The organism is Stenotrophomonas sp. 109824_Sma (genome assembly GCF_056480025.1).
In genome coordinates this window covers 3,998,825-4,020,995 of sequence record NZ_CM151078.1, presented here as the reverse complement: position 1 = coordinate 4,020,995, position 22,171 = coordinate 3,998,825, and the positions used below count along the sequence as shown (strand labels likewise).

21 protein-coding genes are annotated in these 22,171 nt (G+C 67.9%); 7 read left to right on the top strand and 14 right to left on the bottom strand.

Annotated features, from left to right (window positions below; translation table 11 throughout):
• Window positions 1–10: 10 nt before the first annotated feature.
• Window positions 11–445, top strand: coding sequence for an SseB family protein (locus ACZK1G_RS18835; protein WP_005419309.1), 435 nt, complete (start codon window positions 11–13; stop codon window positions 443–445).
• A gap of 69 nt (window positions 446–514) precedes the next feature.
• Here the strand turns inward: ACZK1G_RS18835 and ACZK1G_RS18830 are convergent, their stop codons facing one another.
• The 3 genes from ACZK1G_RS18830 to ACZK1G_RS18820 form a co-directional block, all read right to left on the bottom strand.
• Window positions 515–1,735, bottom strand: a complete 1,221-nt coding sequence (locus tag ACZK1G_RS18830; RefSeq protein WP_101766078.1) for a multifunctional CCA addition/repair protein — start codon at window positions 1,733–1,735, stop codon at window positions 515–517.
• A 55-nt stretch (window positions 1,736–1,790) separates the two neighbouring features.
• Window positions 1,791–2,027 carry a hypothetical protein gene (locus ACZK1G_RS18825; protein WP_101766077.1) on the bottom strand — a complete coding sequence of 79 codons (237 nt, stop codon included), beginning with the start codon at window positions 2,025–2,027 and terminating at the stop codon, window positions 1,791–1,793.
• A 67-nt stretch (window positions 2,028–2,094) separates the two neighbouring features.
• The gene (locus ACZK1G_RS18820; RefSeq protein WP_101766076.1) at window positions 2,095–4,080 is read right to left on the bottom strand and encodes a transglycosylase SLT domain-containing protein; all 1,986 of its coding nucleotides are present in this window, start codon (window positions 4,078–4,080) and stop codon (window positions 2,095–2,097) included.
• Window positions 4,081–4,231: 151 nt separating this feature from the next.
• On the opposite strand from ACZK1G_RS18820, the gene ACZK1G_RS18815 reads away from it, so the two are divergent.
• From ACZK1G_RS18815 to ACZK1G_RS18805, 3 genes are all read left to right on the top strand, one after another.
• Window positions 4,232–4,639 carry an ExbD/TolR family protein gene (locus ACZK1G_RS18815; protein ID WP_014038483.1) on the top strand — a complete coding sequence of 136 codons (408 nt, stop codon included), beginning with the start codon at window positions 4,232–4,234 and terminating at the stop codon, window positions 4,637–4,639.
• A 104-nt stretch (window positions 4,640–4,743) separates the two neighbouring features.
• Window positions 4,744–5,118 carry an ExbD/TolR family protein gene (locus ACZK1G_RS18810; protein WP_233490800.1) on the top strand — a complete coding sequence of 125 codons (375 nt, stop codon included), beginning with the start codon at window positions 4,744–4,746 and terminating at the stop codon, window positions 5,116–5,118.
• Window positions 5,119–5,389: 271 nt separating this feature from the next.
• Complete coding sequence (locus ACZK1G_RS18805; protein ID WP_101766075.1) at window positions 5,390–8,251, top strand: TonB-dependent receptor; 2,862 nt, start codon at window positions 5,390–5,392, stop codon at window positions 8,249–8,251.
• A gap of 49 nt (window positions 8,252–8,300) precedes the next feature.
• Here the strand turns inward: ACZK1G_RS18805 and ACZK1G_RS18800 are convergent, their stop codons facing one another.
• From ACZK1G_RS18800 to ACZK1G_RS18785, 4 genes are all read right to left on the bottom strand, one after another.
• Window positions 8,301–8,750, bottom strand: a complete 450-nt coding sequence (locus tag ACZK1G_RS18800; protein ID WP_101766074.1) for a hypothetical protein — start codon at window positions 8,748–8,750, stop codon at window positions 8,301–8,303.
• Between the two features lie 143 nt (window positions 8,751–8,893).
• Window positions 8,894–11,053, bottom strand: coding sequence for a ferric-rhodotorulic acid/ferric-coprogen receptor FhuE (gene fhuE, locus ACZK1G_RS18795; protein ID WP_101766073.1), 2,160 nt, complete (start codon window positions 11,051–11,053; stop codon window positions 8,894–8,896).
• 197 nt (window positions 11,054–11,250) lie between these two features.
• Window positions 11,251–11,802, bottom strand: a complete 552-nt coding sequence (locus ACZK1G_RS18790; protein WP_049442867.1) for a M23 family metallopeptidase — start codon at window positions 11,800–11,802, stop codon at window positions 11,251–11,253.
• Between the two features lie 11 nt (window positions 11,803–11,813).
• Window positions 11,814–12,296, bottom strand: a complete 483-nt coding sequence (locus ACZK1G_RS18785) for an Lrp/AsnC family transcriptional regulator (RefSeq protein ID WP_049442868.1) — start codon at window positions 12,294–12,296, stop codon at window positions 11,814–11,816.
• 72 nt (window positions 12,297–12,368) lie between these two features.
• Here ACZK1G_RS18785 and ACZK1G_RS18780 point away from each other — a divergent pair, with 72 nt between their 5' ends.
• The gene (locus tag ACZK1G_RS18780; RefSeq protein ID WP_032128972.1) at window positions 12,369–13,244 is read left to right on the top strand and encodes an EamA family transporter; all 876 of its coding nucleotides are present in this window, start codon (window positions 12,369–12,371) and stop codon (window positions 13,242–13,244) included.
• A gap of 58 nt (window positions 13,245–13,302) precedes the next feature.
• Here ACZK1G_RS18780 and ACZK1G_RS18775 read toward each other — a convergent pair whose 3' ends face one another.
• From ACZK1G_RS18775 to ACZK1G_RS18760, 4 genes are all read right to left on the bottom strand, one after another.
• Window positions 13,303–14,040 (bottom strand): endonuclease/exonuclease/phosphatase family protein, encoded by a 738-nt coding sequence (locus tag ACZK1G_RS18775; protein ID WP_182474396.1) that lies wholly within the window; start codon window positions 14,038–14,040, stop codon window positions 13,303–13,305.
• A 53-nt stretch (window positions 14,041–14,093) separates the two neighbouring features.
• A complete protein-coding gene (locus tag ACZK1G_RS18770) occupies window positions 14,094–14,930 on the bottom strand; it encodes a thiol:disulfide interchange protein DsbA/DsbL (protein WP_101766072.1) in 837 nt (278 codons plus the stop codon).
• 106 nt (window positions 14,931–15,036) lie between these two features.
• On the bottom strand, window positions 15,037–15,687 hold the full coding sequence (locus ACZK1G_RS18765; protein WP_101766071.1) for a thiol:disulfide interchange protein DsbA/DsbL: 651 nt from the start codon (window positions 15,685–15,687) through the stop codon (window positions 15,037–15,039).
• Between the two features lie 106 nt (window positions 15,688–15,793).
• Complete coding sequence (locus ACZK1G_RS18760; protein WP_101766070.1) at window positions 15,794–16,594, bottom strand: c-type cytochrome; 801 nt, start codon at window positions 16,592–16,594, stop codon at window positions 15,794–15,796.
• Window positions 16,595–16,750: 156 nt separating this feature from the next.
• Here ACZK1G_RS18760 and yihA point away from each other — a divergent pair, with 156 nt between their 5' ends.
• Entirely contained in the window at window positions 16,751–17,353 is a 603-nt protein-coding gene (yihA, locus tag ACZK1G_RS18755; RefSeq protein ID WP_049442873.1) for a ribosome biogenesis GTP-binding protein YihA/YsxC, read from the top strand.
• A gap of 73 nt (window positions 17,354–17,426) precedes the next feature.
• Here the strand turns inward: yihA and ACZK1G_RS18750 are convergent, their stop codons facing one another.
• The 3 genes from ACZK1G_RS18750 to ACZK1G_RS18740 all read right to left on the bottom strand — a co-directional run bounded on the left by ACZK1G_RS18750 (window position 17,427) and on the right by ACZK1G_RS18740 (window position 20,625).
• Window positions 17,427–18,398, bottom strand: coding sequence for an MBL fold metallo-hydrolase (locus ACZK1G_RS18750; protein WP_101766069.1), 972 nt, complete (start codon window positions 18,396–18,398; stop codon window positions 17,427–17,429).
• A 701-nt stretch (window positions 18,399–19,099) separates the two neighbouring features.
• Window positions 19,100–19,924, bottom strand: a complete 825-nt coding sequence (locus ACZK1G_RS18745; RefSeq protein WP_080347445.1) for a helix-turn-helix transcriptional regulator — start codon at window positions 19,922–19,924, stop codon at window positions 19,100–19,102.
• Window positions 19,921–20,625: a VIT1/CCC1 transporter family protein gene (locus ACZK1G_RS18740; RefSeq protein WP_049442874.1), complete on the bottom strand. Its 705-nt coding sequence runs from the start codon at window positions 20,623–20,625 to the stop codon at window positions 19,921–19,923. The genes ACZK1G_RS18745 and ACZK1G_RS18740 overlap by 4 nt, the downstream gene beginning before the upstream one ends.
• Before the next feature lie 152 nt (window positions 20,626–20,777).
• On the opposite strand from ACZK1G_RS18740, the gene ACZK1G_RS18735 reads away from it, so the two are divergent.
• On the top strand, window positions 20,778–22,142 hold the full coding sequence (locus tag ACZK1G_RS18735; protein WP_014038468.1) for a glutamate--cysteine ligase: 1,365 nt from the start codon (window positions 20,778–20,780) through the stop codon (window positions 22,140–22,142).
• Window positions 22,143–22,171: the final 29 nt, after the last annotated feature.

Genomic DNA, 22,171 nt, shown 5'->3' with positions numbered 1-22,171 from the left:
GGAACCGACCATGGACCACGACACCCCGTTCGAACCCCTCAACGACCTCGAGGTGCGCCTGCTGCAGGCCCAGGACGGCACGCTGACCGCAGCGCAGTTCCTCGACGGCCTGCTGACCTCGACGGCGTTCGTGCTGCTGGACAAGGCCATTGGTGAAGATGGCGCCTGGGACGAGAGCATCTCGCCGCTGGTGCTGACCAGCGAGAGCGGTGAGCCGATGTTCGCGGTGTTCACCGCCCCCGAGCGCGCGGGCCTGTGGCACGAGCAGCTGCCGCAGTTTGCCCATGCCATGCCGATCGCGGTGCACGCGCTGCTGGCCGGAATCGGCGACGGCGTCGGCCTGGTGCTGAACCCGGGCCTGGACGTGGGCATGGAGATGATTCCCGATGCCGTGGCCCAGCTGAAGCAGCGTGCGGCGGCGATCACCCGCGGCATGGCGCACTGAATCCACGGATTGTCTGGTTGCCGGCCAGCGGCCGGCACTACCCATAGCAGTGCGCGTGGCCGTTGCGGATCAGCGGGCGGCGGCAATAGCCCTCACACGCGCCTTGGCCAGTGCTTCACCGATGGCCGGGCCATTCAGATGCGTGGTATCCAGATCCCGCGCCTGCACTGACAGCGCCGCCTGATGCAGGCGCTTGAGCGTTTCGCCCTGTGGGTAGTCGGCGTCCTCGAAGCCGAGCCGGCCGCGCTTGTCGGCCTCGCAGCACAGTGCGATACGGGCCACGCGTTCCGGCCGGCGCAGCGCATCGCAGCGGCCCAGCAGTTCCAGCACGGTGGCATCGCGCAGTTCGTCGATGCGGTGCACGTTCAAGTGCTCGCGGCACACCGCTTCGGCCAGCTGCTGGTGCTCGGAGGGAATCTTCAACCGCGCGCACAAAGTCTTCAGGGGTTTGATGCCGCGCTGCTCATGCATGATGTGGCGCGGCCATTCCTCCGGCGGGGTCAGGCCCTTGCCGAGATCGTGGGTGAGGGCCGCGAAGCCGACCAGGTCATCACCCGGCGCCAGTTTCGCGGCCATGTCGCTGACCATTTCCTGGTGGATGCCGGTATCGACTTCCGGGTGGAATTCGGCACGCTGCGGCACGCCATACAGCGCTTCCAGCTCGGGCAGTATCGGGCCCAGGGCCTGCGCATCGTGCAGCGTGCGCAGGAAGGCGGAGGGCCGTTCACTGACCAGAGCCTTGCGCAGTTCCTGCCAGACGCGTTCCGGCACCAGCGCGTCCAGCTCGCCACTGGCGGCGACCTCGCGCATCAGCGCCATGGTCTCTTCGGCGACGGTGAAGCCCAGTGGCGCGAAGCGCGCCATGAAGCGCGCCGCGCGCAGCACGCGCAGTGGGTCTTCCACGAACGCAGGGCCGACGTGGCGCAACACGCGCTGCTCAAGATCGCGAACGCCACCGTAAGGATCGACCAGCGTGCCGGTCTCCTCATCGCAGGCGATCGCGTTGATGGTGAAGTCGCGCCGCTGCAGGTCTTCTTCCAGCGTCACCGCTGGATCAGCATCGACCACGAAGCCGCGATAGCCACGGCCGGATTTGCGCTCGGTGCGCGCCAGCGCGTATTCCTCGCCGGTCTTCGGGTGCAGGAATACCGGGAAATCGCGGCCGACGGCGGTGTAGCCCTGCGCTTCCATCTGCGCGGGCGTGGCACCGACCACCACCCAGTCGCGGTCGCCGGCAGGGCGCTGCAGCAGGCGGTCGCGTACGGCGCCGCCGACAAGATAGATCTTCATGGGGGGATGATCGCATGGCAGGCGCAGATGTTCCGGCACGACCGATGCAGCGGCATCACGGCAGGCCGCGCCACTCCGGCACGAACAGGCCGGCCACGAACCAAAGCCCGTAGACGATCCACAGGCAGAGGAAATACAGCTTGATCTGCGCTTCGTCCCACAGGCTGCCCCAGCTGTCGATGAAGGCCAGCGACTTCCAGCCTTCCATCCAGGCCGCGCCACCCCAGCGCAGCACCCAGGTGGCGAGCAGGCTCCAGGCGGCGAATATCCCGATCCAGGCCAGCAGGCTCATTGTCTTCCCCTCCCCGGGAGTGGATACCGGATCGTGCCGGCCAGCGGCCGGCACGACCGTGTTGCGATCAATCGCCGCCCTGGTCGGCGTTGGCGGCGCAGCTGAAGCTCTTGCGCTTGTCCACCAGGCGGCCCATCAGGCGGTCGCTCAGCGGCAGCGCATCGCCGTTGAGGCGCCAGTCGTAGATCACGCTGAAGGCCAGCACGCGGGCGACGTACTCGCGGGTTTCCTTGTAGCTGATGGTCTCGATCCACAGGTCCGGATCAAAGCCCGGGCGCTGGCCCTGCCAACGCGCGGTCGGGGCCGGGCCGGCGTTGTAGGCGGCGATGGTCACGTACGGCAGACCGTCGTACTTGTTCATCAGCTGGCGCAGGTAGGCGGTACCGATGGCGATGTTGGTGTCCGGGTCGTACAGGCTGTCGGCACCGCCGTAGCCGGTCAGGCCGATCGACTTGGCCACGCCGGCACCGGTGGCCGGCAGCACCTGCATCAGGCCCATGGCGTTGGCAGGCGAGCGCGCGCGCGGGGTGAAGGTGCTCTCGGCGCGGATCTCCGCGGCCACCCAGGCCGGATCGATCGCGTTGCGCGCCGATTCGCGGCGGATGGTGGCGTCGTGGTGCAGCGGGAAGCGCAGGTCGTACAGGCGCTGCTCCTGCGGCTGCTTGCCGAGCGCGAACACGGCGCGGTCGAACCAGCCGTTGTCCTGCGCCACGCGCACGGCGAGGCGGCGCTGGGTGTCATCGAAGCGGGACAGCGCGCTGTTCCATTCGGCCACGGCCCAGCCGGCGCGATCGATCTGGTACAGCGCCATCGCACGCTGGATGGCCGGATCGCGCGCGATCACCGCCTGTGCCTGCGCGCTGTCGTTCGGCTTCCAAGGGCACAGGGTATAGCCCTGCTGCAGCTTGTCGGCGGCCAGGAAACCGTGGAAGGTCGGTGCACGCGCGGCCTCGCGGAACAGCGGCTGCGCCTGCTGGGCCTGGCCGGTCTTCTCCAGCATGCGGCCTTCGAAGTAGCGCCAGCGCGGATCGCTGCGCTGCTTGCTGCCCATCTTGCGGATCGCGGCCAGCGCCGCTGGCCAGTCGCCGCGCGACATCGCTTCGCGCACGCGCCATTCGTGCAGGCGCTCGTCATACGCCGATTCGGGCACCGCGTTGAGGCGGCGCGCCGAATCCGGAAGGTAGGACGCCACCGTCCACAGTGCGATCTGGTAGAGCACCTGGCCCTGCTGGTCGGCACTCAGGCCCAGTGCCTGCGCATACTGCGGCAGCTGCTGTTCGGTGGCGCCGGGATCGGCCTTGGCCAGCTTGGCCAGGCCATCGGTGGCGATGCGCCGGCTGCGCTCGTTGCGCGGCCAGTTCAACGCGCTGGCGTTGGGCTTGTCGACAAAGGCAGCGTAGTTGTTGGCCAGTGCCAGGTCGGTGGCGGGCAGGCCGCGTGCGGCGCTGCGCATCACTGCCGGCTGTTGCGCGTCGGCGGCGGCATCGATGCGTTCCCAGCGCAGGGCGTCGCTCAGCCCACCCTGGGCCTGCAGCACGGCGAAAACGGCATCACAGCCGTCCGGCAGCGACTTGCCGTTCTTGCGCCACAGATCCTGCGCTTCACTGATCCACTGCGGATCAACCTTGCCGGTCACCTGCCGTGCGGTCAGCTGCGCACAGCGCAGGCCGGCGTTGTCGGTGGGCACCCAGTTGGCGAGCAGGGTCGGCCAGTCCTGGCGGCGTGCGACCGAGGGAAGCCACACGCCGCGGAAGGTGGTAGCCACGGCCTGGCCGTCGTAGCGCTTGAGGAAGGCCTGCGCCTGCGCGGTATCGACAGTGTCGATGTTGCGGCGCAGGTTGGCGTACTCCAGCCAGCCGTAAGCCGGATGGCGGCTGAGTGCAGCGGCCTGGCCGGGATCGAACTGGCCGCGCTCGGCGGCTGCGATCGCGGCCTTGAGCTGCGCGTTCTGGGCATCGAGGGACTGGGCATTGGCGCAGCCGATCAGCAGCGTGGTGGCCAAGGGCAGCAGGGACAGGGCGGTCGAAGAGCGTCGGGTCATGGCGGGCAGCATAGCGGGCAATGGCTGAATTCAGTTTCGCATTGCGTGCACGCCGGGCGTCGGCAACGACAGCTGAATGAACCCGCGCAGGCCACTGCCGCAGGTGATCGCAGGCGTCGTAACGTCGGTCTTGGGCGAACGGCCCGGCTGCAGGGAGCGGCACATGGCGTTCAGTAGCGCAGGAAGAAGCGGCCCGCTGGCGGACATCAATGTCACGCCACTGGTGGATGTGATGCTGGTGCTGTTGATCATCTTCATCGTGACCGCGCCGATCGTGGCCCGGCCGATTGCCGTGCAGTTGCCACAGGCCACCGATCGCACGATCGATCGCCCCGAACCGCCGCCGCCGATCGAGCTGCGCCTGGATGCGTCGAACCAGCTGAGCTGGGATGGCCAGCCGATGGCCATCGGCGATCTGCAGGCGCGCCTGCAGGCGCAGGCCGGCGAGCATGCCGGCAACCTGCCGGAGCTGCGCATCGCCACCGATCCGTCGGCCGAGTACGAAGGCATGGCGCGGATCCTGGCTGCGGCCGAGGCCACCGGCATGGAGCGCATCGCCTTCGTGCGGTGAGTTTCATGCGGTGAATCCCGCAACGGGCGGCCTGCCATCGGCGGGCCGCTCTTCCTGCGAGGGAACGTGGCATGCGATACGGGACACAGCGCGCGACCTCACTGATGGCCACCCCCAATCTGGCACCGCTGGTGGATGTGTTGCTGGTGCTGCTGGCATTGGTGGTCACCACGCTGCCGATGGCGCAGGCGACCGGCCTGCTGGCGTTCCAGCAGCGCACCTCGTGCCCACCCTGGCCGGCGTCCTCGCCCCAGCCGATCAACCTGCGCATCGACGCAGCGGGCGCGGTGTTCTGGAATGGCCAGCCGCTGGATGCCCCCGCATTGCAGCAGTACCTTGCGCAGGCGCAACAGATGCCGCAGCAGCATCGCCCCTGGGTGCACCTGGCGACCGCCGACGACACCGACTACGGAGACATGGCGCGCGTGCTGCTGGCCGTGAGCCAGCATGGGCTACGCGTCGACGCGCCCGGCCACTAGCGCCTGCACCGACAAGTCCCCTTGATGAGCTGTGGCGGATCTCGGCGCGCGCTGTCGCAGCCGGCATCAACGTGGAGGGCGGTGAACAGTACCGTCCGGTTCTAAACGGCCCTCATCTGTCGCAAATGGCCGTCAATTGCGTCAATTCCGCGTGAAAGAGTGTCGATCATCACGCCGTGATTTTTACCGCTTGTTTACAAAGGAGACGCTGCCGCCATGCAGGGGGGAGCGCGGCAGCCCATGTCCCGACATTCCTTTGGAGAGAGAGCGAATGAAGCACCTGCACCACCGCCCGTTGGCGGTTGCCGTCACGCTGTGCGTGATGGCCCTGGCACCCTTGGGTGCCGCTGCACAATCCACCACCAACCTCGACGCGGTGGAAGTCACCGGTACCCGCATCAAGCGCGCTGAGGTCGAGGGCCAGGTCCCGATCCAGACGCTGACCCGCGGCGACATCGAACGCACCGGCCTGAACTCGATCAGCGAGGTGCTGCAGCAGCTCACCGGTTCCGGTTCGGCGCTCAATGCCAAGTTCAATTCATCCGGCAACTTCGGCTTCCCGCCGGATGGCAGCGGCGTGGGTGCTGGTTCGGCACAGGTCGACCTGCGCCACCTCGGTGCCAAGCGCGTGCTGGTGCTGGTCGACGGCATCCGCTGGGTCAATGAGTCGTCGGCATCGGGCGTGGGCGCGGCTACCGACCTCAACACCATTCCGCTGGCCATCGTCGAGCGTATCGAGGTGCTGGAAGACGGTGCATCGTCGCTGTATGGCTCCGACGCCATCGCCGGCGTGGTCAACATCATCACCCGCCGCGACTTCGATGGCGGCCAGGTGACCCTGAACTACGGCGAATACAGCAAGGGCGACGGCACGCAGAAGGGCGTGGACCTGGCGTGGGGCAAGAGTGGCGATCGCTACAGCCTGTTCCTGGGCGCCAGCTGGACCAAGCAGGACCCGGTGTTCGCCCGCGACCGCGAGCAGTCGCGCTTCCCGATTCCGGGCACCGGCCTGGCCTTTGGCAGCGGCGGCATTCCGCAGGGCCGCTTCGCCTTCGTCGACCCCAATACCGGCGCCGAGCAGGACATCGTGCCCAATACCGGTGTGAGCAGCCCACGCTACGACGGCAGCGCCGGCTGCAACCGCACCGACGACTACCACTGCTTCACCAGCGCCGACCGCTTCAACTTCGCCGAATACAACATGGTGTTGACCCCGTCCGAGCGTAAGGGCCTGTTCGGCCAGTTCCGCTTCGACATCACCGACAACGTGCAGTGGTACATCAAGGCGCTGGGCAACCGCCGCGAGTCGACCAACCAGGCCGGCCCCGAGCCGCTGTTCTTCGGCCCCGATGGTGCCACCGGCAACCCGCTGGCCGACAACATCGTGGTCTCGCGCCTGAACCCGTACAACCCGTTCGGCTTCGACCTGGTGTCCTCGGGCAACATGAGCCTGATCGGCCGCCGTCCGGTCGAAGGTGGCGCGCGCGTGTTCAAGCAGGAGGTCAACACGACCTACGTGGCCACCGGCCTGGTCGGCAACTTCCATGCCGCCGACCGCAGCTGGTACTGGGATGTCAACGGCATGTACAGCAAGAACAAGGCCGAACAGACCAATTACGGCAGCTACAACATTTACAACGTCAACATGGCGCTGGGTGATCCGGCGGTGTGCGCGGCGACGCCGGGCTGCGTGCCGCTGAACATCTTCGGCGGCGTCGGCTCGATCACCCCGGACATGCTGAAGTGGATCCAGCCGGTGGTGCGTGATCGCAGCCAGAATGAGCTGAGCCTGTTCACCGCCAACCTGTCCAGCGACCTGTTCACCCTGCCGGCCGGTCCGGTGTCGTTCGCCAGCGGCTACGAGTACCGCAAGTACAAGGGCTGGTACCAGCCTGATCCGCTGACGGTGATCGGCCACTACAACGGCGTGCCGTCGCAGCCGACGTCTGGTTCGTATGACGTCAACGAAGCGTACCTGGAGTTGAGCGTCCCGATCTTCGCCGACTCGCCGCTGGGCAAGAAGCTGGACCTGAGCCTGGCTGGCCGCTACTCGGACTACTCCACTTTCGGCGGCGAGTTCACGCCCAAGTACGGCCTGCGCTGGCAGGTGACCGACGACTTCGTGCTGCGCACCACCTATGCTGAGGGCTTCCGTGCGCCGTCGATCGGCGAACTGTACGGCTCGGCCGCGCGCGCCGACCTGCAGCTGTTCGACCCGTGCTCGGTGGGCCTGGGCGGTACGCCGCCGCGTGGTAGCGCCGGCAACTGTGCCGCGCTGGGCGTACCGGCTGGCTTCCAGCAGGCCAATTCGCAGATCTCGGTGACCACCGGCGGTAACCGCGAGCTGGAACCGGAGCGCTCGCGCAGCTTCAGCACCGGCTTCGTGTGGAGCCCGTGGTTCGGTAACAACGCATCGTGGTCAGAGCGCTTCGACGTGGAAGTGACCTTCTACCGCCATGCCATCGACGGTGCGATCCAGGCCATCAACGCGCAGACCCAGCTGGACCTGTGCGTGGACACGCTCGACCCGGTGTACTGCGATGGCATCACCCGCGCCAGCACCGGCGCGGTCAGCAGCTTCAACAACCGCCTCACCAACCTGGGCTCGATCAAGACCGACGGCTGGGACGTGGATCTGTTCTGGACGTTGCCGCAGAGCTCCATCGGCCAGTTCAAGCTGGCCTGGAAGAACACCTTCGTCGGACGTTACGAAGCCACCGGCGCGGCGGGGCAGAAGCAGCCGCAGAAGCCGGGCGTGGAAGTGGCCGACAGCTCCATCCCGGAGTGGACCAGCAACGCCAGCATCGCCTGGACGATGGACCGCTGGAGTGCGAACTGGACGGTGCGGCACATCTCCGAGCTGACCGAGAACTGCGGCGATGCCGTTGCATTCCCGGTGTGCAGCAACCAGGCCGCCGGCACCAACACGCTCTCGGCCACCACCTTCCACGACATGCAGGTGGGCTACAAGATCGACTGGATGAAGGGGCTGCAGCTGACCGCGGGCCTGAACAACGTGTTCGACAAGGATCCGCCGATCTGCCTGTCGTGCTCGTTGAACGGCTACGACGCCTCGACCTACGACATCCCGCGTGGCCGTTACTGGTACCTGCGCGCGGACCTGCGCTTCTGATGCAAGCGGCCGGTGCCGGGATGTTCCCGGCACCGGTCATCATCGGCGGTCAATCCGGAGTGTCCTGGTCCGGAGCCTCCTGTTCGACACTGTCATGCTGGGGCGCCACGCGGCGAAACGCGGTGCGGGCCCAACCCAGCCCAATCACGATCATCATCGGACCGACTGCGAACCCTGGCAGTGACGGAACGCGGAAGTGCGGCCGGGATTCGATCAACAGGTTGTACAGGATCCAGATCACCAGGATCAGGCCGATTCCCGCGCACGACAGCCCGAACAGCACCTGCGGAACGCCCATTGCCAGGCCCAGCGCCCGCTCAGTGCGGCTGGGTGTGGGGAGGGCCCGCAGTTCCCGGCCGAGGTCGAACCAGAACAGGATCGCGGCAGGCAGGCCGATCAACAGCAGCAGGATGAAATAGCCATTGCCCGTGATGATCATCAGGGGCAGCGACAGGAGCAGTGCCGTGAGCGAGAGACCGAGTTTCGTGCCGGTACGCATGGCCGGTCGTCCTTGAGAGTGGAAGCGCATCATGTGTCCGCATGGCACGGGGCAGGACTGCTGGCCACCGTGTGCGCGAAGCTACACCTGCAAGGTCGCCGCCGCAACGCGATGGCGCCGGGGCAGGCCCGGCGCCATTTCCATCAGAACGCCCAGGTGAACGTCAGCGAGCCATTGCGGCCATCGCCGTACGCACCGTAGCCGTTGATCTGCGACAGGTACTTCTTGTCCAGCAGGTTGTTGAGGTTGGCCTGCACGCTGAACTCCGGCGAGATGCGGTAGCGCACGAAGGCGCTGACCAGTGCGTAGCCGCTCTGCTCGATGCGGCCGTAGGCCGGTACCGGGTAGTAGATGCGGTTCTGCCAGTTGGCACCGCCACCGACGGTCAGTTCCTGCAGCGACTGCGGGGTGTAGCTGGTGAACAGCTTCAGTGCGGTCTGGGGCAGGTTGGTGTTGATGTCGGCGCCGTTGATGTCCTTGGCCACATAGCGCGAAGCACCGAAAGTCGCGTTCCAGCCGGGTGCCAGCTCGCCGTTCAGCTCGAACTCGAAGCCACGGCTGACCGTGCCACGCGCGGCGCGATAGGCGAACTCGTTCTGACTGCCCTGCACGGGTTCACCGGTGGCCTGGCCGACGTTGTCCTGTTCGATGCGGAACACGGCCAGCGAGGCGTTCAGGCGATTGTCGAACCATGCGCCCTTGACGCCCACTTCGTAGCTCTTGCCATCGACCGGATCGAGGTAGCTGCCGTTGCGGTCCTTCAGCGTCTGCGGCTGGAAGATCTCGGTGTAGCTGGCATAGGTGGAGTACGTACCGTTGATGTCGAACACCAGGCCGGCGTAGGGCGTGGTGACCTTGTGCGCGCGGTCGGCGCCTTCGCCCTCGCTCTTCCAGTCGGTGTAGCGGGCGCCGATGATCAGCTTCAGGGGGGCGGCCAGTGACAGGCGGGCGGCCGCGTAGCCGGCCTTCTGGGTGATGGTGCCCTCGCTGGCCAGTGCCAGCGGGTTCCAGTTCGGTTCGCTGATGTTGCCCGTCCAGTTCAGATAGCTGGCGAACGGGTCCCAGGTCTGGCCGGCGCCACCGACCTGGTAGTCGCCGTAGTTGGCGTACTCGCGCTTGTTGTAGCTCAGGCCGGCCATGAACTGGTGCTCGCGGCCGAACAGCTGGAACGGACCATCAACGTAGCCGTCGACGCCGGTGACCTTGCGCTCGGTGTTGTAGAAGCCCGCGGACGGCGAGATGCCTGTGCCGGTGGCCTTGTCGAAGTTCGATGCGCCCGTGGTCCAGTCGTTGTAGGCCGGGTAGAACAGCTTGTCGTCGGCCTTGGTCTCATCGTGCGTGGCACCCACCTTGAACTTCCAGCCGTTGCTGAAGGCGTGCTGCAGGGTGGCGAAGGCGCGCTTGCTGGTGGTATCCCAGTAGGTCCAGTTCGGGCTGGCGTTGAACGATTCGTCGTAGCCCGTGCGCGAGCCATCGGAGTACAGCATCGGGAAGCCGCCCCAGGTCGCGCCATTGGCGCGCTTCTGCTGGTAGTCGTAGCCCACGCTCAACTGCGTATCCGGGGTCAGGTCGGCGTCGATGACGGCGTAGCCCAGCGTCTTGCGCTGGTTGTAGCGGTCCATCTGGCCGTCGGTGTCCAGGTAGCTGCCGATCACGCGGCCGCGCACCGTGCCACTGGCGTTCAGTGCGCTGCCCACGTCCACCGTGGTGCGGGTGCGGCCCCAGCTGCCCACGTTTACCGATACGCTGCCGGCCAGCTCGGCGCTGTCGGCGTGCTTGCGCACCAGGTTCACCGATGCCGACGGGTTGCCGGCGCCGCTGAGCAGGCCGGTGGCACCGCGCACCACTTCCACGCGGTCGTACAGGGCCAGATCGAGGCCGGAGTCACCATAGCTCCAGTTCTGCACCATCTGCGTGGGCAGGCCATCGAACTGGTAGGCGTCGATGTAGAACCCGCGCGCGTAGAACTCGGTGCGCTCGCTGTCGGACTGGGTGCTGGTCACGCCGGTGGTGTTGGCCAGCACGTCGATGATGTCGTCCAGCTTCTGATCTTCGATGCGCTGGTGGCTGATGATGCTGACCGACTGCGGGATCTCGCGCGGCGCCAGGTCGAAGCGGGTACCGGCCGAGGTGCGGCGCACCGAATAGCCTTCGGCGCGTTCGCCCTTGACCACCACCTTGTCGAGCGTGGTCGGGTCGGCGGCGGTGTCGGCGAAGGCGGCCGGGGCCAGGGTGCAGAGTGCAACGAGCACGGCGACGGACAGCCGCTGCGGCTGCGGGGTACGGATGGCGGAACGGGTCATGGGGGTCCTGGACGAGCACGCGCGCTCGGCCGGCATCCAGAAGGCGAGGCGCTACGGGTGGGAAACGGGCGGGTAGGCCGTCCTGGCACCACCGGAAACGAAAGAAATGGTAATACGAACTATTCCTATTTACAAATCGTGAACGAATGGGCCCGCTGCCCCGTGGTATCGAGCTGGCTTGGCGCTACAAACCGGGTTCAGCGCAGCAGCGGCAGTGGATCGCGGGCGCCATCGGCGCCGTAGATGCCCCAGTGCAGGTGCGGCGGCGTGCCCCTGGCATTGCCGCTGTCGCCGACGTGGCCGAGAAGGTCGCCGGCCTGGACCACCTGGCCGCGCGCCAGGCCCTCGGCCCAGTCGTCCAGATGGGCGTAGTAGTAGCGCTCGCGCCCGGGCCCGATCACCCACACCTGGCGGCCACCGAGCCCGCGCTCGCTGACATCCGCGATGACGCCGGCGGTGGCACTGCGTACCGGGGTACCGCGCTTGGCGAAGATGTCGATGCCGGCGTGGGAGCGGTCACGGCCACGCGGTGCGCCGAAGGTATCGGCGATCTGGCGGGGGCGCACACCCTCCACCGGCACCGGAAGTTCGGTGGCCGGAGGCATCCGTGAGAGTGTCCACAGCAGCTTCGGTGCAGCGGCCCACGGGCTGTTCCACAGCATCAACGCGGCGACGATGGCGATGGCCAGCCATAGGCCACGCAGCAGCCAGCGGCGCAGGCGACGGGCAGGGGAGGGCGATGTGTTCATGATCTCCGACGCTACGGAACCGGTAGTAGCGGCACTTCGAAACTGCGCTTCAACGTACCCAGCGCGACCGACGTACGGAAGCGCTCGATGTTGTCATCGCCGCCGAACAACCGCTCTGTGATCGCCTCGTACTCTTCCATCGATGCCGCCGAAAGCAGCAGCAGGAAATCGCCGTCACCGGTGATCGAGTAGCACTGCTGCACGGCAGGATCGTCCTGCACGCGGCGCTTGAACGGCGCCACGCGCTCGCGCTGCTCGCTGACCACGCGCACCTCGACGATGATGGTCAGCGGCCGGCCGATCTTTGCGGCATCGATCACTGCCACATTGGCCGCGATCACGCCGCTGTCCTGCAGCCGCTTGATGCGGCGTTGCACGGCCGGGGGGGACAGGTGCACGGCCTCGGCGATTTCGCGCTGCGGCAGGGTGTTGTCCCGCTGCAGCAGGTCGAGGATGGCGCGGTCGAAGCTGTCGAGCACGGGGGCGGTGGCCATGGCGAGCAGAAGTTGCACGAACGGGCTGTCAATTGAGCCAAGTGCTCGGCGCTGGCGCAATAGACTTTGCCCATGCAGACCTCACGACTTGCGCCGATGTTGCCGGCGCTGGCGGTGCTTGGCTCGGTCACCTCGCTGGCCATCGGCACCTCCTACGCAAAACACCTGTTCCCGCTGATCGGCGCCCAGGGCACCAGCGCGCTGCGCGTGGGCTTCTCGGCGCTGTTGCTGCTGCTGTTCTGGCGGCCGTGGCGCTGGAAGACCAGCCGCGTGGATGCGATCACGATCCTGCGCTACGGGCTCACCCTGGGCCTGATGAACCTGCTGTTCTACATGGCCCTGCGCACGATTCCCTTCGGCATCGCGGTGGCCATCGAGTTCACCGGGCCGCTGACGGTGGCGATGCTGTCATCACGACGACCGATCGACTTCCTCTGGGTGGGCTGTGCGGCGGTGGGGTTGCTGTTGTTGCTGCCGATCGGCGGCGGCCCGGCGCTGGATCCGGCCGGCGTGCTGTATGCGATGGGCGCAGCGGCGTGCTGGGGCCTGTACATCGTGTTCGGCAAGCGTGCCGGCCACCTGCACGCCGGCCATTCGGTGTCGCTGGGGTTGCTGGCGGCCTCGCTGGTGGTGGTGCCGGTGGGCGTGGTGCATGCCGGTGCCGCGCTGCTCGATCCGAAGATCCTGGCGGCCGGCCTGCTGGTGGCGCTGGTGTCCAGCGCGATCCCGATGTCGCTGGAGATGATGGCGCTCAAGCGCCTGCCGAAGGAGACCTTCGGCATCCTGATCAGCATGGAGCCGGCGGTGGCCGCGCTGTGGGCGATGCTGCTGCTGCACGAGCACCTGCACGGGTTGCAGTGGCTGGCGATCGGCTGCACGGTGCTGGCCTCGGTGGGCAGCACGATGACCGCGCGGCGGTTGAAGGTACCGGTGGTGCAGGCCGGGTAGCGCCGGGCCATGCCCGGCGGAGAGCGTGCCAACCAAGGTTGGCACCCACCAGGAATGGTCAGCGCAGGGCGTTGGCCGGGACGTCGATCTGCATCGCCAGCGCGAGGTGATCGGAGAACGCGGCCGGTACGGCTTCCACGGTGCGGGTCTGCAGGCCGCTGCTGACCAGGATATGGTCGATGGCGCGGTCGGGGCGCCAGCTGGGGAAGGTCGGCACGATGCAGCCGGGGGGCTGCAGCCGGGTCTTCTGGTACAGCACCTGCATTTCCGGGCGTTCGGCCAGGCAGTTGAAGTCGCCCATCAACACGGCGTTGGGATGGTCGGACAGCAGCTCGGCGATGAAACCCAGCTGCGACATCCGCGATCCCGCGCCCAGCGACAGATGGGCCACCGCCACCGCCAGGCCATCGGCACCGTCGCCGAACTTGGCCAGCAGCACGCCACGCCCGCCGATGCGGCCGGGCAGGGCGTGGTCCTGCACTTCCACCGGTTCCAGCTTGCTCAGCAGGCCATTGGCGCTGGAGGCGACCCCGCCCATGCGCCGGTTCGGCTGGTGACTCCAGTAGTTGAAGCCGGCGCGCTGGGCGAGGTAGTGAGTCTGGTTGGTGAAGCCCGAGCGCAGGCTGCCCGGGTCGGCCTCCTGCAGGCCGACGATGTCATGTTCGCGCGCCAGGGTGGCGATCGCGTCCAGGCTGCTGCGCTTGCGACCCGCCGGCAGCGCATGTGACCAGCTGCGGGTCACATAGTCGCTGTAGCGGCGGGTACTTGAGCCGGCCTGGATGTTGGCCGTCAGCAAGCGCAGGGTCCGTGTACGGGGGGAATTCACGGCCGGGAAACGCTTCTCTTGGATCAGTGAGCCTGGGCCGCACCGCGTTCGCGGGCGATCAGGTGGTCGGCGATGCGCAGCATGTCCGGGAAGCTCTTGCCCTTCACCAGGTACTTGCCGTTGACGATGATCGACGGGGTGCCGCTGATCTGGCTGCGCTGGGCGAACTGCTTGGCCGAGTTGGTCTTGGCATTCACTGCGAAGCTGCCCATGGTGGCGGCGAACTGCTTCGGATCCACGCCGTAGGCGGTGTAGAACTTGGCGATGTCTTCCACCGAGTCACGGCCGCGCTCGCCCTTCAGGGTCTTCTGCGAGTGGATGGCGGCGTACAGCGCTTCGTGGGTCTTCTCCTGCACGCCCAGGGTCTGCGCGGCGTAGAAGGCACGGGCGTAGTCATCCCAGGTGCCGCCGAACATGGCCGGCACGTAGACGAAGTTCACGTCGCTCGGCAGGCCGGCCTTCCACGGGCCGACCAGCGGCTGGAACGCGGCGCAGGCCGGGCAGACGTAGCCGAAGATCTCGGTTACTTCGATCTTGCCGGCAGCCGGCTGGAACGGCTGGCCGTTCGGGATCACCTGGTAATCGGCGCCTTCCACCGGGGCCGGGCCGGTCAGCGCGGCGGTGGTCGGGGCCGGCGCCGCGGCGGGGGCGGCTTCGGCCGGGGCCTTCTCGCCTTCGGCGGCAGCCGGAGCGGCGCCTTCGCTGCCCGCGGCCGGTGCAGCAGCCGGTTCAGTGGTGGCGGCCGGGGCGGCTGCCGGTTCGGCCGGGGCCGCGGTGGTGTTGGTGCTGCCGTCGTCGGCCTTGCAGGCGGCCAGGATCGGCAGCAGCGCTGCGAGGGCGAGGGCGTAACGGATCTTCATGGAAACGTCTCCAGCATCTGGAATGGTGGGGCCGGCGGCAGGCGCCGGCCAGAGGGAAATGATGACACGCGGCGGCGACAGCGCCGTGTCGGTGGTGGGGCTGGGTTCAGCGGCCGCGGGCAGCGCGGGCCTGGGCGATCAGCGCCGAGGCGATGCGCAGCTGGTCGTCGAAGCTGTTGCCGCGCACCAGGTACTGGCCGTTGATGATGATGGCCGGGGTGCCCGGAATCTTGGTGCGCTGGGCGAACGCGCGCGCGGCCTCGACCTTCTTCTGCACGGCATCGCCGCGCAGGGCGTGGATGTAGCGGTCCGGGGTCACGCCGTAAGCCTTGTAGAAGGTGGCGAGCTCATCGGCCGAGACGTTCTGCATCGGCAGCGAACCCTGTTCGTGCAGGGCCTTGAACACGGCGGCATGGCTGCGCTTGGCCACGCCGACTTCGTCTGCGGCGTAGTAGGCCAGTGCCCAGGCATCCCAGGCACCACCGAAGGCGGCCGGGACCGGGGTGAAGCGCACGTCGGCCGGCAGCTTGGCCGCCCAGGCTTCCAGCTGCGGTTCGAAATGGGCGCAGTGCGGGCAGGTGTAGCCGAAGACCTCGACCACCTCGATCTTGCCGGCCAGCGGCTGGAACGGGCCCGGCTGGGCGATGCGCTCGTAGTCTTTGCCCTCGACCAGCGGGGCATTGGCGGGGGTGGCGGCGTAGGCTGCCAGCGGCAGCAGCACCAGCACGGACAACAGCAGGCGGGAAATCAACCTCATCGACACGCATCTCCGTTGAAAAAAGCAACGCCGGCGCAGCCGCCGGCGTGAAGGAAACATACCGCAGCCGTGGGCCGACGTGGCGGCCCGGGCCGACCAGTGGTGGTCAGGGGGCGGCAGCCGGTTGCACCGGCGGGGTGGCCGCGGCTACGTCATCGGCCTTGTTGTGCAGGCCCTGCAGGTAGCTCGACAGCGCCTGCACCTCCTGCTCGCTGAGCTTCTGGGCAACCGTGGCCATGATCTGGAAGTGCGCCTTGTCGGTCTCGTTGGTCTGGCCGGCCTGGTACTCCTGCAGGCGGCGCGCGACATAGCTGGCGTGCTGCCCACCGAGGTGCGGATAGGCCGGGCCGGGATTGCCGGCACCGCTGGGGCCGTGGCAGGCCATGCAGGCCGGCAGGCCGCGCTTGGCATCGCCGCCGCGGTACAACTGCTGGCCGATCTCGTAGAACTTCATGCCCTTGTAGGGGCCATCGGTCACCGCCGTGTCATCGGCGATGCCGGCGGTGGCCTTCTGCGTGGCGAAGAACGCGCCGATGTCGCGCATGTCCTGCGGGGTGAGGTTCTGCACGAACGGCACCATCGCCACCGCCGCGCCCGAGCTGCGCTGGCCGTTGGCGATCAGGGCCATCTGCTGGGCCACGTAGCGTTCGCTCTGGCCGGCGATGGACGGGTACATCTCCACCGTGGAATTGCCGTCGGCACCATGACAGGCGGCGCAGGCCGTCGCCTTGGTCTGGCCGGCCTTGGCATCGCCCCAGTGGGTCTTGCTGAAATCCACCTCCAGCGAGGCGGTACGGATCGGCCCGTTGTCGGGTAGCGGGGTCAACGTGGTCTGCGCGAACGCAGCAGCGGCAACGACTACAGCAGTGGCAAGGGCGGATACGGCAAGAACGCGAGCGTGGCGCATGCTAAAGCTCCGTATGGACCGGGCCGGGCGGTGGCCGCCGGCATCGCCCGGATTATCAACGCCGTTTCCGCGCACGGTCAACGCAGCAGTGCAGCAAAATGGCCGCAGCGGCCGCCGGCACGGGCGCGCGGCGCCGCAACATGCGATCCTAGGCACATGTCATTGCTCATCGAACGCGCCCGTTACCACCTTTCGGCCCACAACGTGCGGCAGCTGCCGCCCGATGAAGGGGCCGAAGTGGCCTTTGCCGGCCGCTCCAACGCCGGCAAGTCCAGTGCGCTCAACGCGCTGACCCGCCAGAACGCCCTGGCCCGTGTCTCCAAGACCCCCGGCCGCACCCAGCAGCTGGTGTTCTTCCAGGTCACCCCGGAAGCCCATCTGGTCGATCTGCCCGGTTACGGCTACGCCAAGGTGCCGCTGGACCTGCAGGCGCATTGGCAGGCCTTCATCGACAAGTACTTCCGCACCCGCGAGGCCCTGAAGGGGCTGGTGGTGGTGATGGACATCCGCCATCCGCTGAAGGATTACGACCGGCAGATGCTGTCCTACGCCGTGCAGCGTGGCCTGCCGGCGCACGCGCTGCTGACCAAGGCCGACAAGCTCAGCCGCAGCCAGCAGATGCAGTCCCTGCAGAAGGTGCGCAAGGAACTGCACTCGGCCTATGGCGACAGCGTGAGCGTGCAGGTGTTCTCCGGCGAGGACCGCACCGGCGTGGACGAAGCCCGCGGCGTGATCGGCGGCTGGCTGGGGCTGGAATAAGGCCTTTCCGGTCGCCCGGCTGGCAGCCGGGCGCTACCCGATCGGGTGGGTGCCGACCTGGGTCGGCACACCCTCACAACGGCGAATACTCCGCCGGCACCCAGGCATAGGCCTGGCCCTCGCCACGCACATGGCCGAGGCCGGGGAACGGCAGATGCGCACCGGCCACCCACCAACCGTTGGCGGTGGCCTGCTGCAGCAGCCCGCGACGGCTGGCGATGGCCGCCTTGCGGTCCGAATCGGCTTCGAACGCGGCCTCCGGGTGGGCGAACTGCACCGCATGGAAGTGCAGCACATCACCCCATACCAGCAGCGACTGGCCCTGGCTGTCGAACCGGTAGGAGACATGGCCGGGGGTATGGCCATGGGTGTCCATCGCCACCGCGCCACCGGGCAGCGCATCGCCGGGGCTGAAAGTGCGCAGGTGGCCGCTGGCCTGGTACGGCGCGACCGCGTTGCGCGCCAGCGGGAAGGCGAAGCGCACGCCCTTCGGCGCCGTGGCCTCGCTGGCCGGGTTGAGCCAGTAGTCGGCATCGGCCTTGGACAGCCACACGGTGGCATTCGGGTAGGCCGGCTTGCCCTGCGCGTCGAGCACCCCGCACAGATGGTCCGGATGGGCGTGGGTCAGCAGCACCTCGTCCACCTCGGCCGGGTCCACGCCGGAGGCACGCAGGTTGCCGAGCACCTGGCCCAGGCCGGGGCCGAAGCACTGCGCGGTGCCGGTATCGACCAGGGTCAGGTGGTTGCCCTGGCGCACCAGGAAGGCGTTGATCGCGGTCTGCAGGCCCTTCTTGTCTTCGGGTACGTAGCGGCCTTCCAACAGGCGGCTGACCAGCGTTGGCGGCACGTCGACCACTTCCTGCCGGCCCAATGCGACCACGCCATCGAACAGGGCGGTGACCTGCAGCGCACCGACGCGCTGGTGGTAGACACCGGGCACCTGCTGGGTGGGAGCGGGCGAGGTGGCTTCGGCCAGTGCGGCCAGCGGCAGGGACGACAGGGCCAGCAGCAGGGCGCCGCGCAGCGGCAGGTAACGCAGGGTCATGGCGGTTCTCGGTGGATGACGGGCGGTTCCGTTGTGCCCAGCGTGCCGTGGCCGGCGTGTGCACGGCGCTCAAACCACTACGCGGAATGCTCAGGGAGGGGGGGGCTGCAGGGCTGCGCCCTGCACCCGCTACGAGCCAGAGCAACAGCCGAAGCAACAGCGGCTATCCGTGGGATGGCGGGGTGGGTCCGGTTGCGGGAGACGCCGTAAACCCCGCTCCGCGGTCCGGCCCAGCCGCTGGCGGCTGTGCGTTCGGGCGCTTGCGAAGCAGTGCTTCGCAAGCAAAGCGCCCTCACCCATGGGGGCTTGGCCGCGGCATCCATGCCGCGGACACTCCCGCAACCGGACCCACCCCGCCTTCGACAGTTTTCCGCGATCTGTTGGAAATGCTCTTGGGGTCAGATCCGTTTTCCGGAGGAAAACGGATCTGACCCGGGAATTTCATTCGATATCTGACAGATGTGTCGACCAAGGTCGACACCTACCAACAGCCGCCGGAATCTGTCGAAGGCGGGGCACTGTGGGTTTGCGGGGTGTGAGCGGCATGGATGCCGCGACCAAGCCCCCATGGACGGGTTTACGGCGTCCCCGCAAACCCACAGTGCCCCGCCATCCCACGGCATGCACGCTGTTGCTGTTGCTGTTGCTCCGGCTCTTGCACTCGCTTCTGCGGGTGCAGGGCGCAGCCCTGCCGAACCCCCTCAAATGTCTGTGGGAGCCAGCCCGTACTGCTCGGCGAAGCGCTTGCTGAAACTGGCCGCAGACCGGTAGCCCGCGCGTGCGGCGACGGTCTTCAACGGCAGGTCGGTGGTGTAGAGCAGCTGCATGCCATGCGCCAGCCGGGCCTCGGTGAGCAGCTGGCGCAGGCTGGTGTCCTCGGCCGCCAGGCGACGGCGCAGGGTCGCACCGCTCAGCGCGAACTGTTCTTCCACATCACGCGATTGCCAGTCGCGGGCTGGTTCGGCGGCGATGCGATCGCGGATCTGTTCGCCCAGGCTCGGCGCCTGCGGCAGCAGCAGGTTGCCGTGGCCCTGCCGGCACAGGGTCAACACCAGCGAGGCCAGGGCCAGCCGCGCGTCGCTGTAACGACCGTCCTGCAGCGCTTGGCGCCACTGGCGCAGCACCGCGCCATGGTCGATCAGCGGCAGTCGTGCCATCGCCTGGCCAGGGGCGGGGAGTTCCTCGCTCCACAGCGTGCGTGCGGCCGCCAGCACTTCGGCACACAGCGGCACGATCGCGCTGAGGTAGCGGCCACTGCGCGGATCGGGGCTGTTGACCACATCGATGCGGCAGCGCTGGGTCAGCAGCAGGATGTCGCCGGGGAAGAATTCCAGTGACTGGTGTGCGGTGCGCACCTGCTTGCGGCCTTCCAGCAGGATCGCGAACTGCGGCTGCGGAATCTCCACCGAACTGGCGCCATGTTCCCGGCGAGCGGTGATGCACGCATAGCCCTCGGCGCGTGCGCAGCCAGCCAGGCTGGCCATCTCGGCCAGCAGTGCGGTGGCCGGGGGCAGCATGCCGGTCACGAGACGTGGGCACCGAGCAGGCGACCGACGCCTGCGGCCGCGGCCATCGCCAACGCGCCCCAGAACATCACCCGGATTGCGCCGCGAACAGGCGGGGCGCCGCCGGCCTGCGCCGCCATCGCGCCGGTCAGGCACAGGCCGAGCAGGGTACTGGCGGTGGTCATCATCGCGACCTTGTCGACCGGCGCGAGCAGGGCGGTCAGCACCGGCAGCGCCGCGCCACAGGTGAACGCACCGGCCGAGGCCAGCGCCGCCTGCAACGGGCGCGCGCGCAGGGTATCGGTGATGCCGAGTTCGTCGCGGGCATGGGCGCCCAGCGCGTCGTGGGCGGTGAGCTGTTCGGCCACCTGCCGTGCCAGGGCAGGCTCCAGGCCGCGGTGGCGGTAGATCGCGGCCAGCTCTTCCAGCTCGCTGTGCGGGTCTTCGTGCAGTTCGCGCTTTTCCATCGCCAGGTCGGCGTCTTCGGTGTCGGCCTGGGTCTGCACCGAGACATACTCGCCGGCGGCCATCGACATCGCGCCGGCCACGGTGCCAGCCACGCCGGTGGCCAGGATGGTCGTAGCGGAGGCGCCGCTGGCGGCCACGCCGACCACCAGGCCGGCCACCGAGACGATGCCATCGTTTGCCCCCAGCACGGCGGCACGCAGCCAGCCGACGCGCTCGGAGCGGTGCAGTTCGGGGTGTCGTGAATGACGGCTCATGGCTCTGAGTGTACGAGGGTCAAGTGGGCGTCGGTAGGATGCTGAAACCTGCCACCGTCGCATGACGCAACGGGTCGCCACGCTATAGTGCGCCCTTGCGATGGAAGGCCCCGGGCCCCACATCCCCCGCCACTGTCCAGCGAGCCTTCCCCTTGTCGAGCCCCAGCCACGTCGCCGATACCCCCATTACCGACCGCTCGCAGCTGGTGGAGGTGATCGCCTCCGGCGAGAAGCCCCGCGCGCAGTGGCGCATCGGTACCGAGCACGAGAAGTTCGGGTTCCGCCTGGATGACCTGCGCCCACCGACCTTCGAGGGCGAGCGCGGCATCGAAGCCCTGCTCAACGGCCTGGTCCGCTTCGGCTGGGAGCCGGTGCAGGAAAACGGCAACACGATCGCCCTGCTGCGCGATGGCGCCTCGGTGACGCTGGAACCGGCCGGTCAGTTGGAACTGTCCGGAGCTGCGCTGGAGACCATCCACCAGACCTGCGTGGAGACTGGCACCCACCTCAATGAAGTGGCCCAGGTGGCCGGCGAACTGCAGCTGGGTTTCCTCGGCATGGGTTTCCAGCCGAAGTGGAAGCGCGATGAGATGCCGTGGATGCCGAAGGGCCGCTACAAGATCATGCGCGCGTACATGCCCAAGGTCGGCTCGCTCGGCCTGGACATGATGACCCGCACCTGCACGGTGCAGGTGAACCTGGACTACGCCACCGAAGCGGACATGGTGAAGAAGTTCCGCGTGTCGCTGGCGCTGCAGCCGATCGCCACCGCGCTGTTCGCCGATTCGCCGTTCACCGAAGGCAAGCCGAACGGCTACCTGAGCTACCGCTCGCACATCTGGACCGACACCGACGCCGACCGCACCGGCATGCTCGACTTCGTGTTCGAGGATGGCTTCGGTTACGAGCGCTATGTCGACTACCTGCTCGACGTGCCGATGTATTTCTCCTACCGCGATGGCATCTACCACGACGCCAGCGGGCAGAGCTTCCGCGATTTCATGCAGGCCAGGCTGCCGGTGCTGCCCGGTGCGCTGCCCACGCTGCGCGACTGGTCGGACCACATGACCACCGCGTTCCCGGAAGTGCGCCTGAAGAAGTACCTGGAGATGCGTGGCGCCGACGGTGGCCCGTGGAGCCGCCTGTGTGCGCTGCCGGCATTCTGGGTGGGCCTGCTGTACGACGACACCGCACTGGATGCCGCCTGGGACCTGGTGCGGGACTTCACCCTGGCCGAGCGTCATGCACTGCGCGATGGCGTGCCGAAGCATGCGATGAACCTGCCGTTCCGTAATGGCAGCGTGCGCGACCTGGCCCGCGAAGCGGTGAAGATTTCCGTCGAAGGCCTCAAGCGCCGCGCGGCGCGCAACGCCGACGGCCAGGACGAGAGCAAGTTCCTGGACGTGCTGCAGGAGATCGTCGAGTCCGGCCTGACCCCGGCCGAGCGCAAGCTGGCGCTGTTCCATGGCCGCTGGCACGGCGATGTGGATCCGGTGTTCCGCGAGTTCGCGTACTGACCGCGATGCGGGGTTGCCCGCCAGCGACC

Excerpts from the sequence above, each read along its gene's own strand:
- ACZK1G_RS18835 (WP_005419309.1), top strand. The coding sequence starts at position 11 with ATGGACCACGACACCCCGTTCGAACCCCTCAACGACCTCGAGGTGCGC.
- ACZK1G_RS18830 (WP_101766078.1), bottom strand. The coding sequence starts at position 1,735 with ATGAAGATCTATCTTGTCGGCGGCGCCGTACGCGACCGCCTGCTGCAG.
- ACZK1G_RS18825 (WP_101766077.1), bottom strand. The coding sequence starts at position 2,027 with ATGAGCCTGCTGGCCTGGATCGGGATATTCGCCGCCTGGAGCCTGCTC.
- ACZK1G_RS18820 (WP_101766076.1), bottom strand. The coding sequence starts at position 4,080 with ATGCTGCCCGCCATGACCCGACGCTCTTCGACCGCCCTGTCCCTGCTG.
- ACZK1G_RS18815 (WP_014038483.1), top strand. The coding sequence starts at position 4,232 with ATGGCGTTCAGTAGCGCAGGAAGAAGCGGCCCGCTGGCGGACATCAAT.
- ACZK1G_RS18810 (WP_233490800.1), top strand. The coding sequence starts at position 4,744 with ATGGCCACCCCCAATCTGGCACCGCTGGTGGATGTGTTGCTGGTGCTG.
- ACZK1G_RS18805 (WP_101766075.1), top strand. The coding sequence starts at position 5,390 with ATGAAGCACCTGCACCACCGCCCGTTGGCGGTTGCCGTCACGCTGTGC.
- ACZK1G_RS18800 (WP_101766074.1), bottom strand. The coding sequence starts at position 8,750 with ATGCGTACCGGCACGAAACTCGGTCTCTCGCTCACGGCACTGCTCCTG.
- fhuE (WP_101766073.1), bottom strand. The coding sequence starts at position 11,053 with ATGACCCGTTCCGCCATCCGTACCCCGCAGCCGCAGCGGCTGTCCGTC.
- ACZK1G_RS18790 (WP_049442867.1), bottom strand. The coding sequence starts at position 11,802 with ATGAACACATCGCCCTCCCCTGCCCGTCGCCTGCGCCGCTGGCTGCTG.
- ACZK1G_RS18785 (WP_049442868.1), bottom strand. The coding sequence starts at position 12,296 with ATGGCCACCGCCCCCGTGCTCGACAGCTTCGACCGCGCCATCCTCGAC.
- ACZK1G_RS18780 (WP_032128972.1), top strand. The coding sequence starts at position 12,369 with ATGCAGACCTCACGACTTGCGCCGATGTTGCCGGCGCTGGCGGTGCTT.
- ACZK1G_RS18770 (WP_101766072.1), bottom strand. The coding sequence starts at position 14,930 with ATGAAGATCCGTTACGCCCTCGCCCTCGCAGCGCTGCTGCCGATCCTG.
- ACZK1G_RS18765 (WP_101766071.1), bottom strand. The coding sequence starts at position 15,687 with ATGAGGTTGATTTCCCGCCTGCTGTTGTCCGTGCTGGTGCTGCTGCCG.
- ACZK1G_RS18760 (WP_101766070.1), bottom strand. The coding sequence starts at position 16,594 with ATGCGCCACGCTCGCGTTCTTGCCGTATCCGCCCTTGCCACTGCTGTA.
- yihA (WP_049442873.1), top strand. The coding sequence starts at position 16,751 with ATGTCATTGCTCATCGAACGCGCCCGTTACCACCTTTCGGCCCACAAC.
- ACZK1G_RS18750 (WP_101766069.1), bottom strand. The coding sequence starts at position 18,398 with ATGACCCTGCGTTACCTGCCGCTGCGCGGCGCCCTGCTGCTGGCCCTG.
- ACZK1G_RS18740 (WP_049442874.1), bottom strand. The coding sequence starts at position 20,625 with ATGAGCCGTCATTCACGACACCCCGAACTGCACCGCTCCGAGCGCGTC.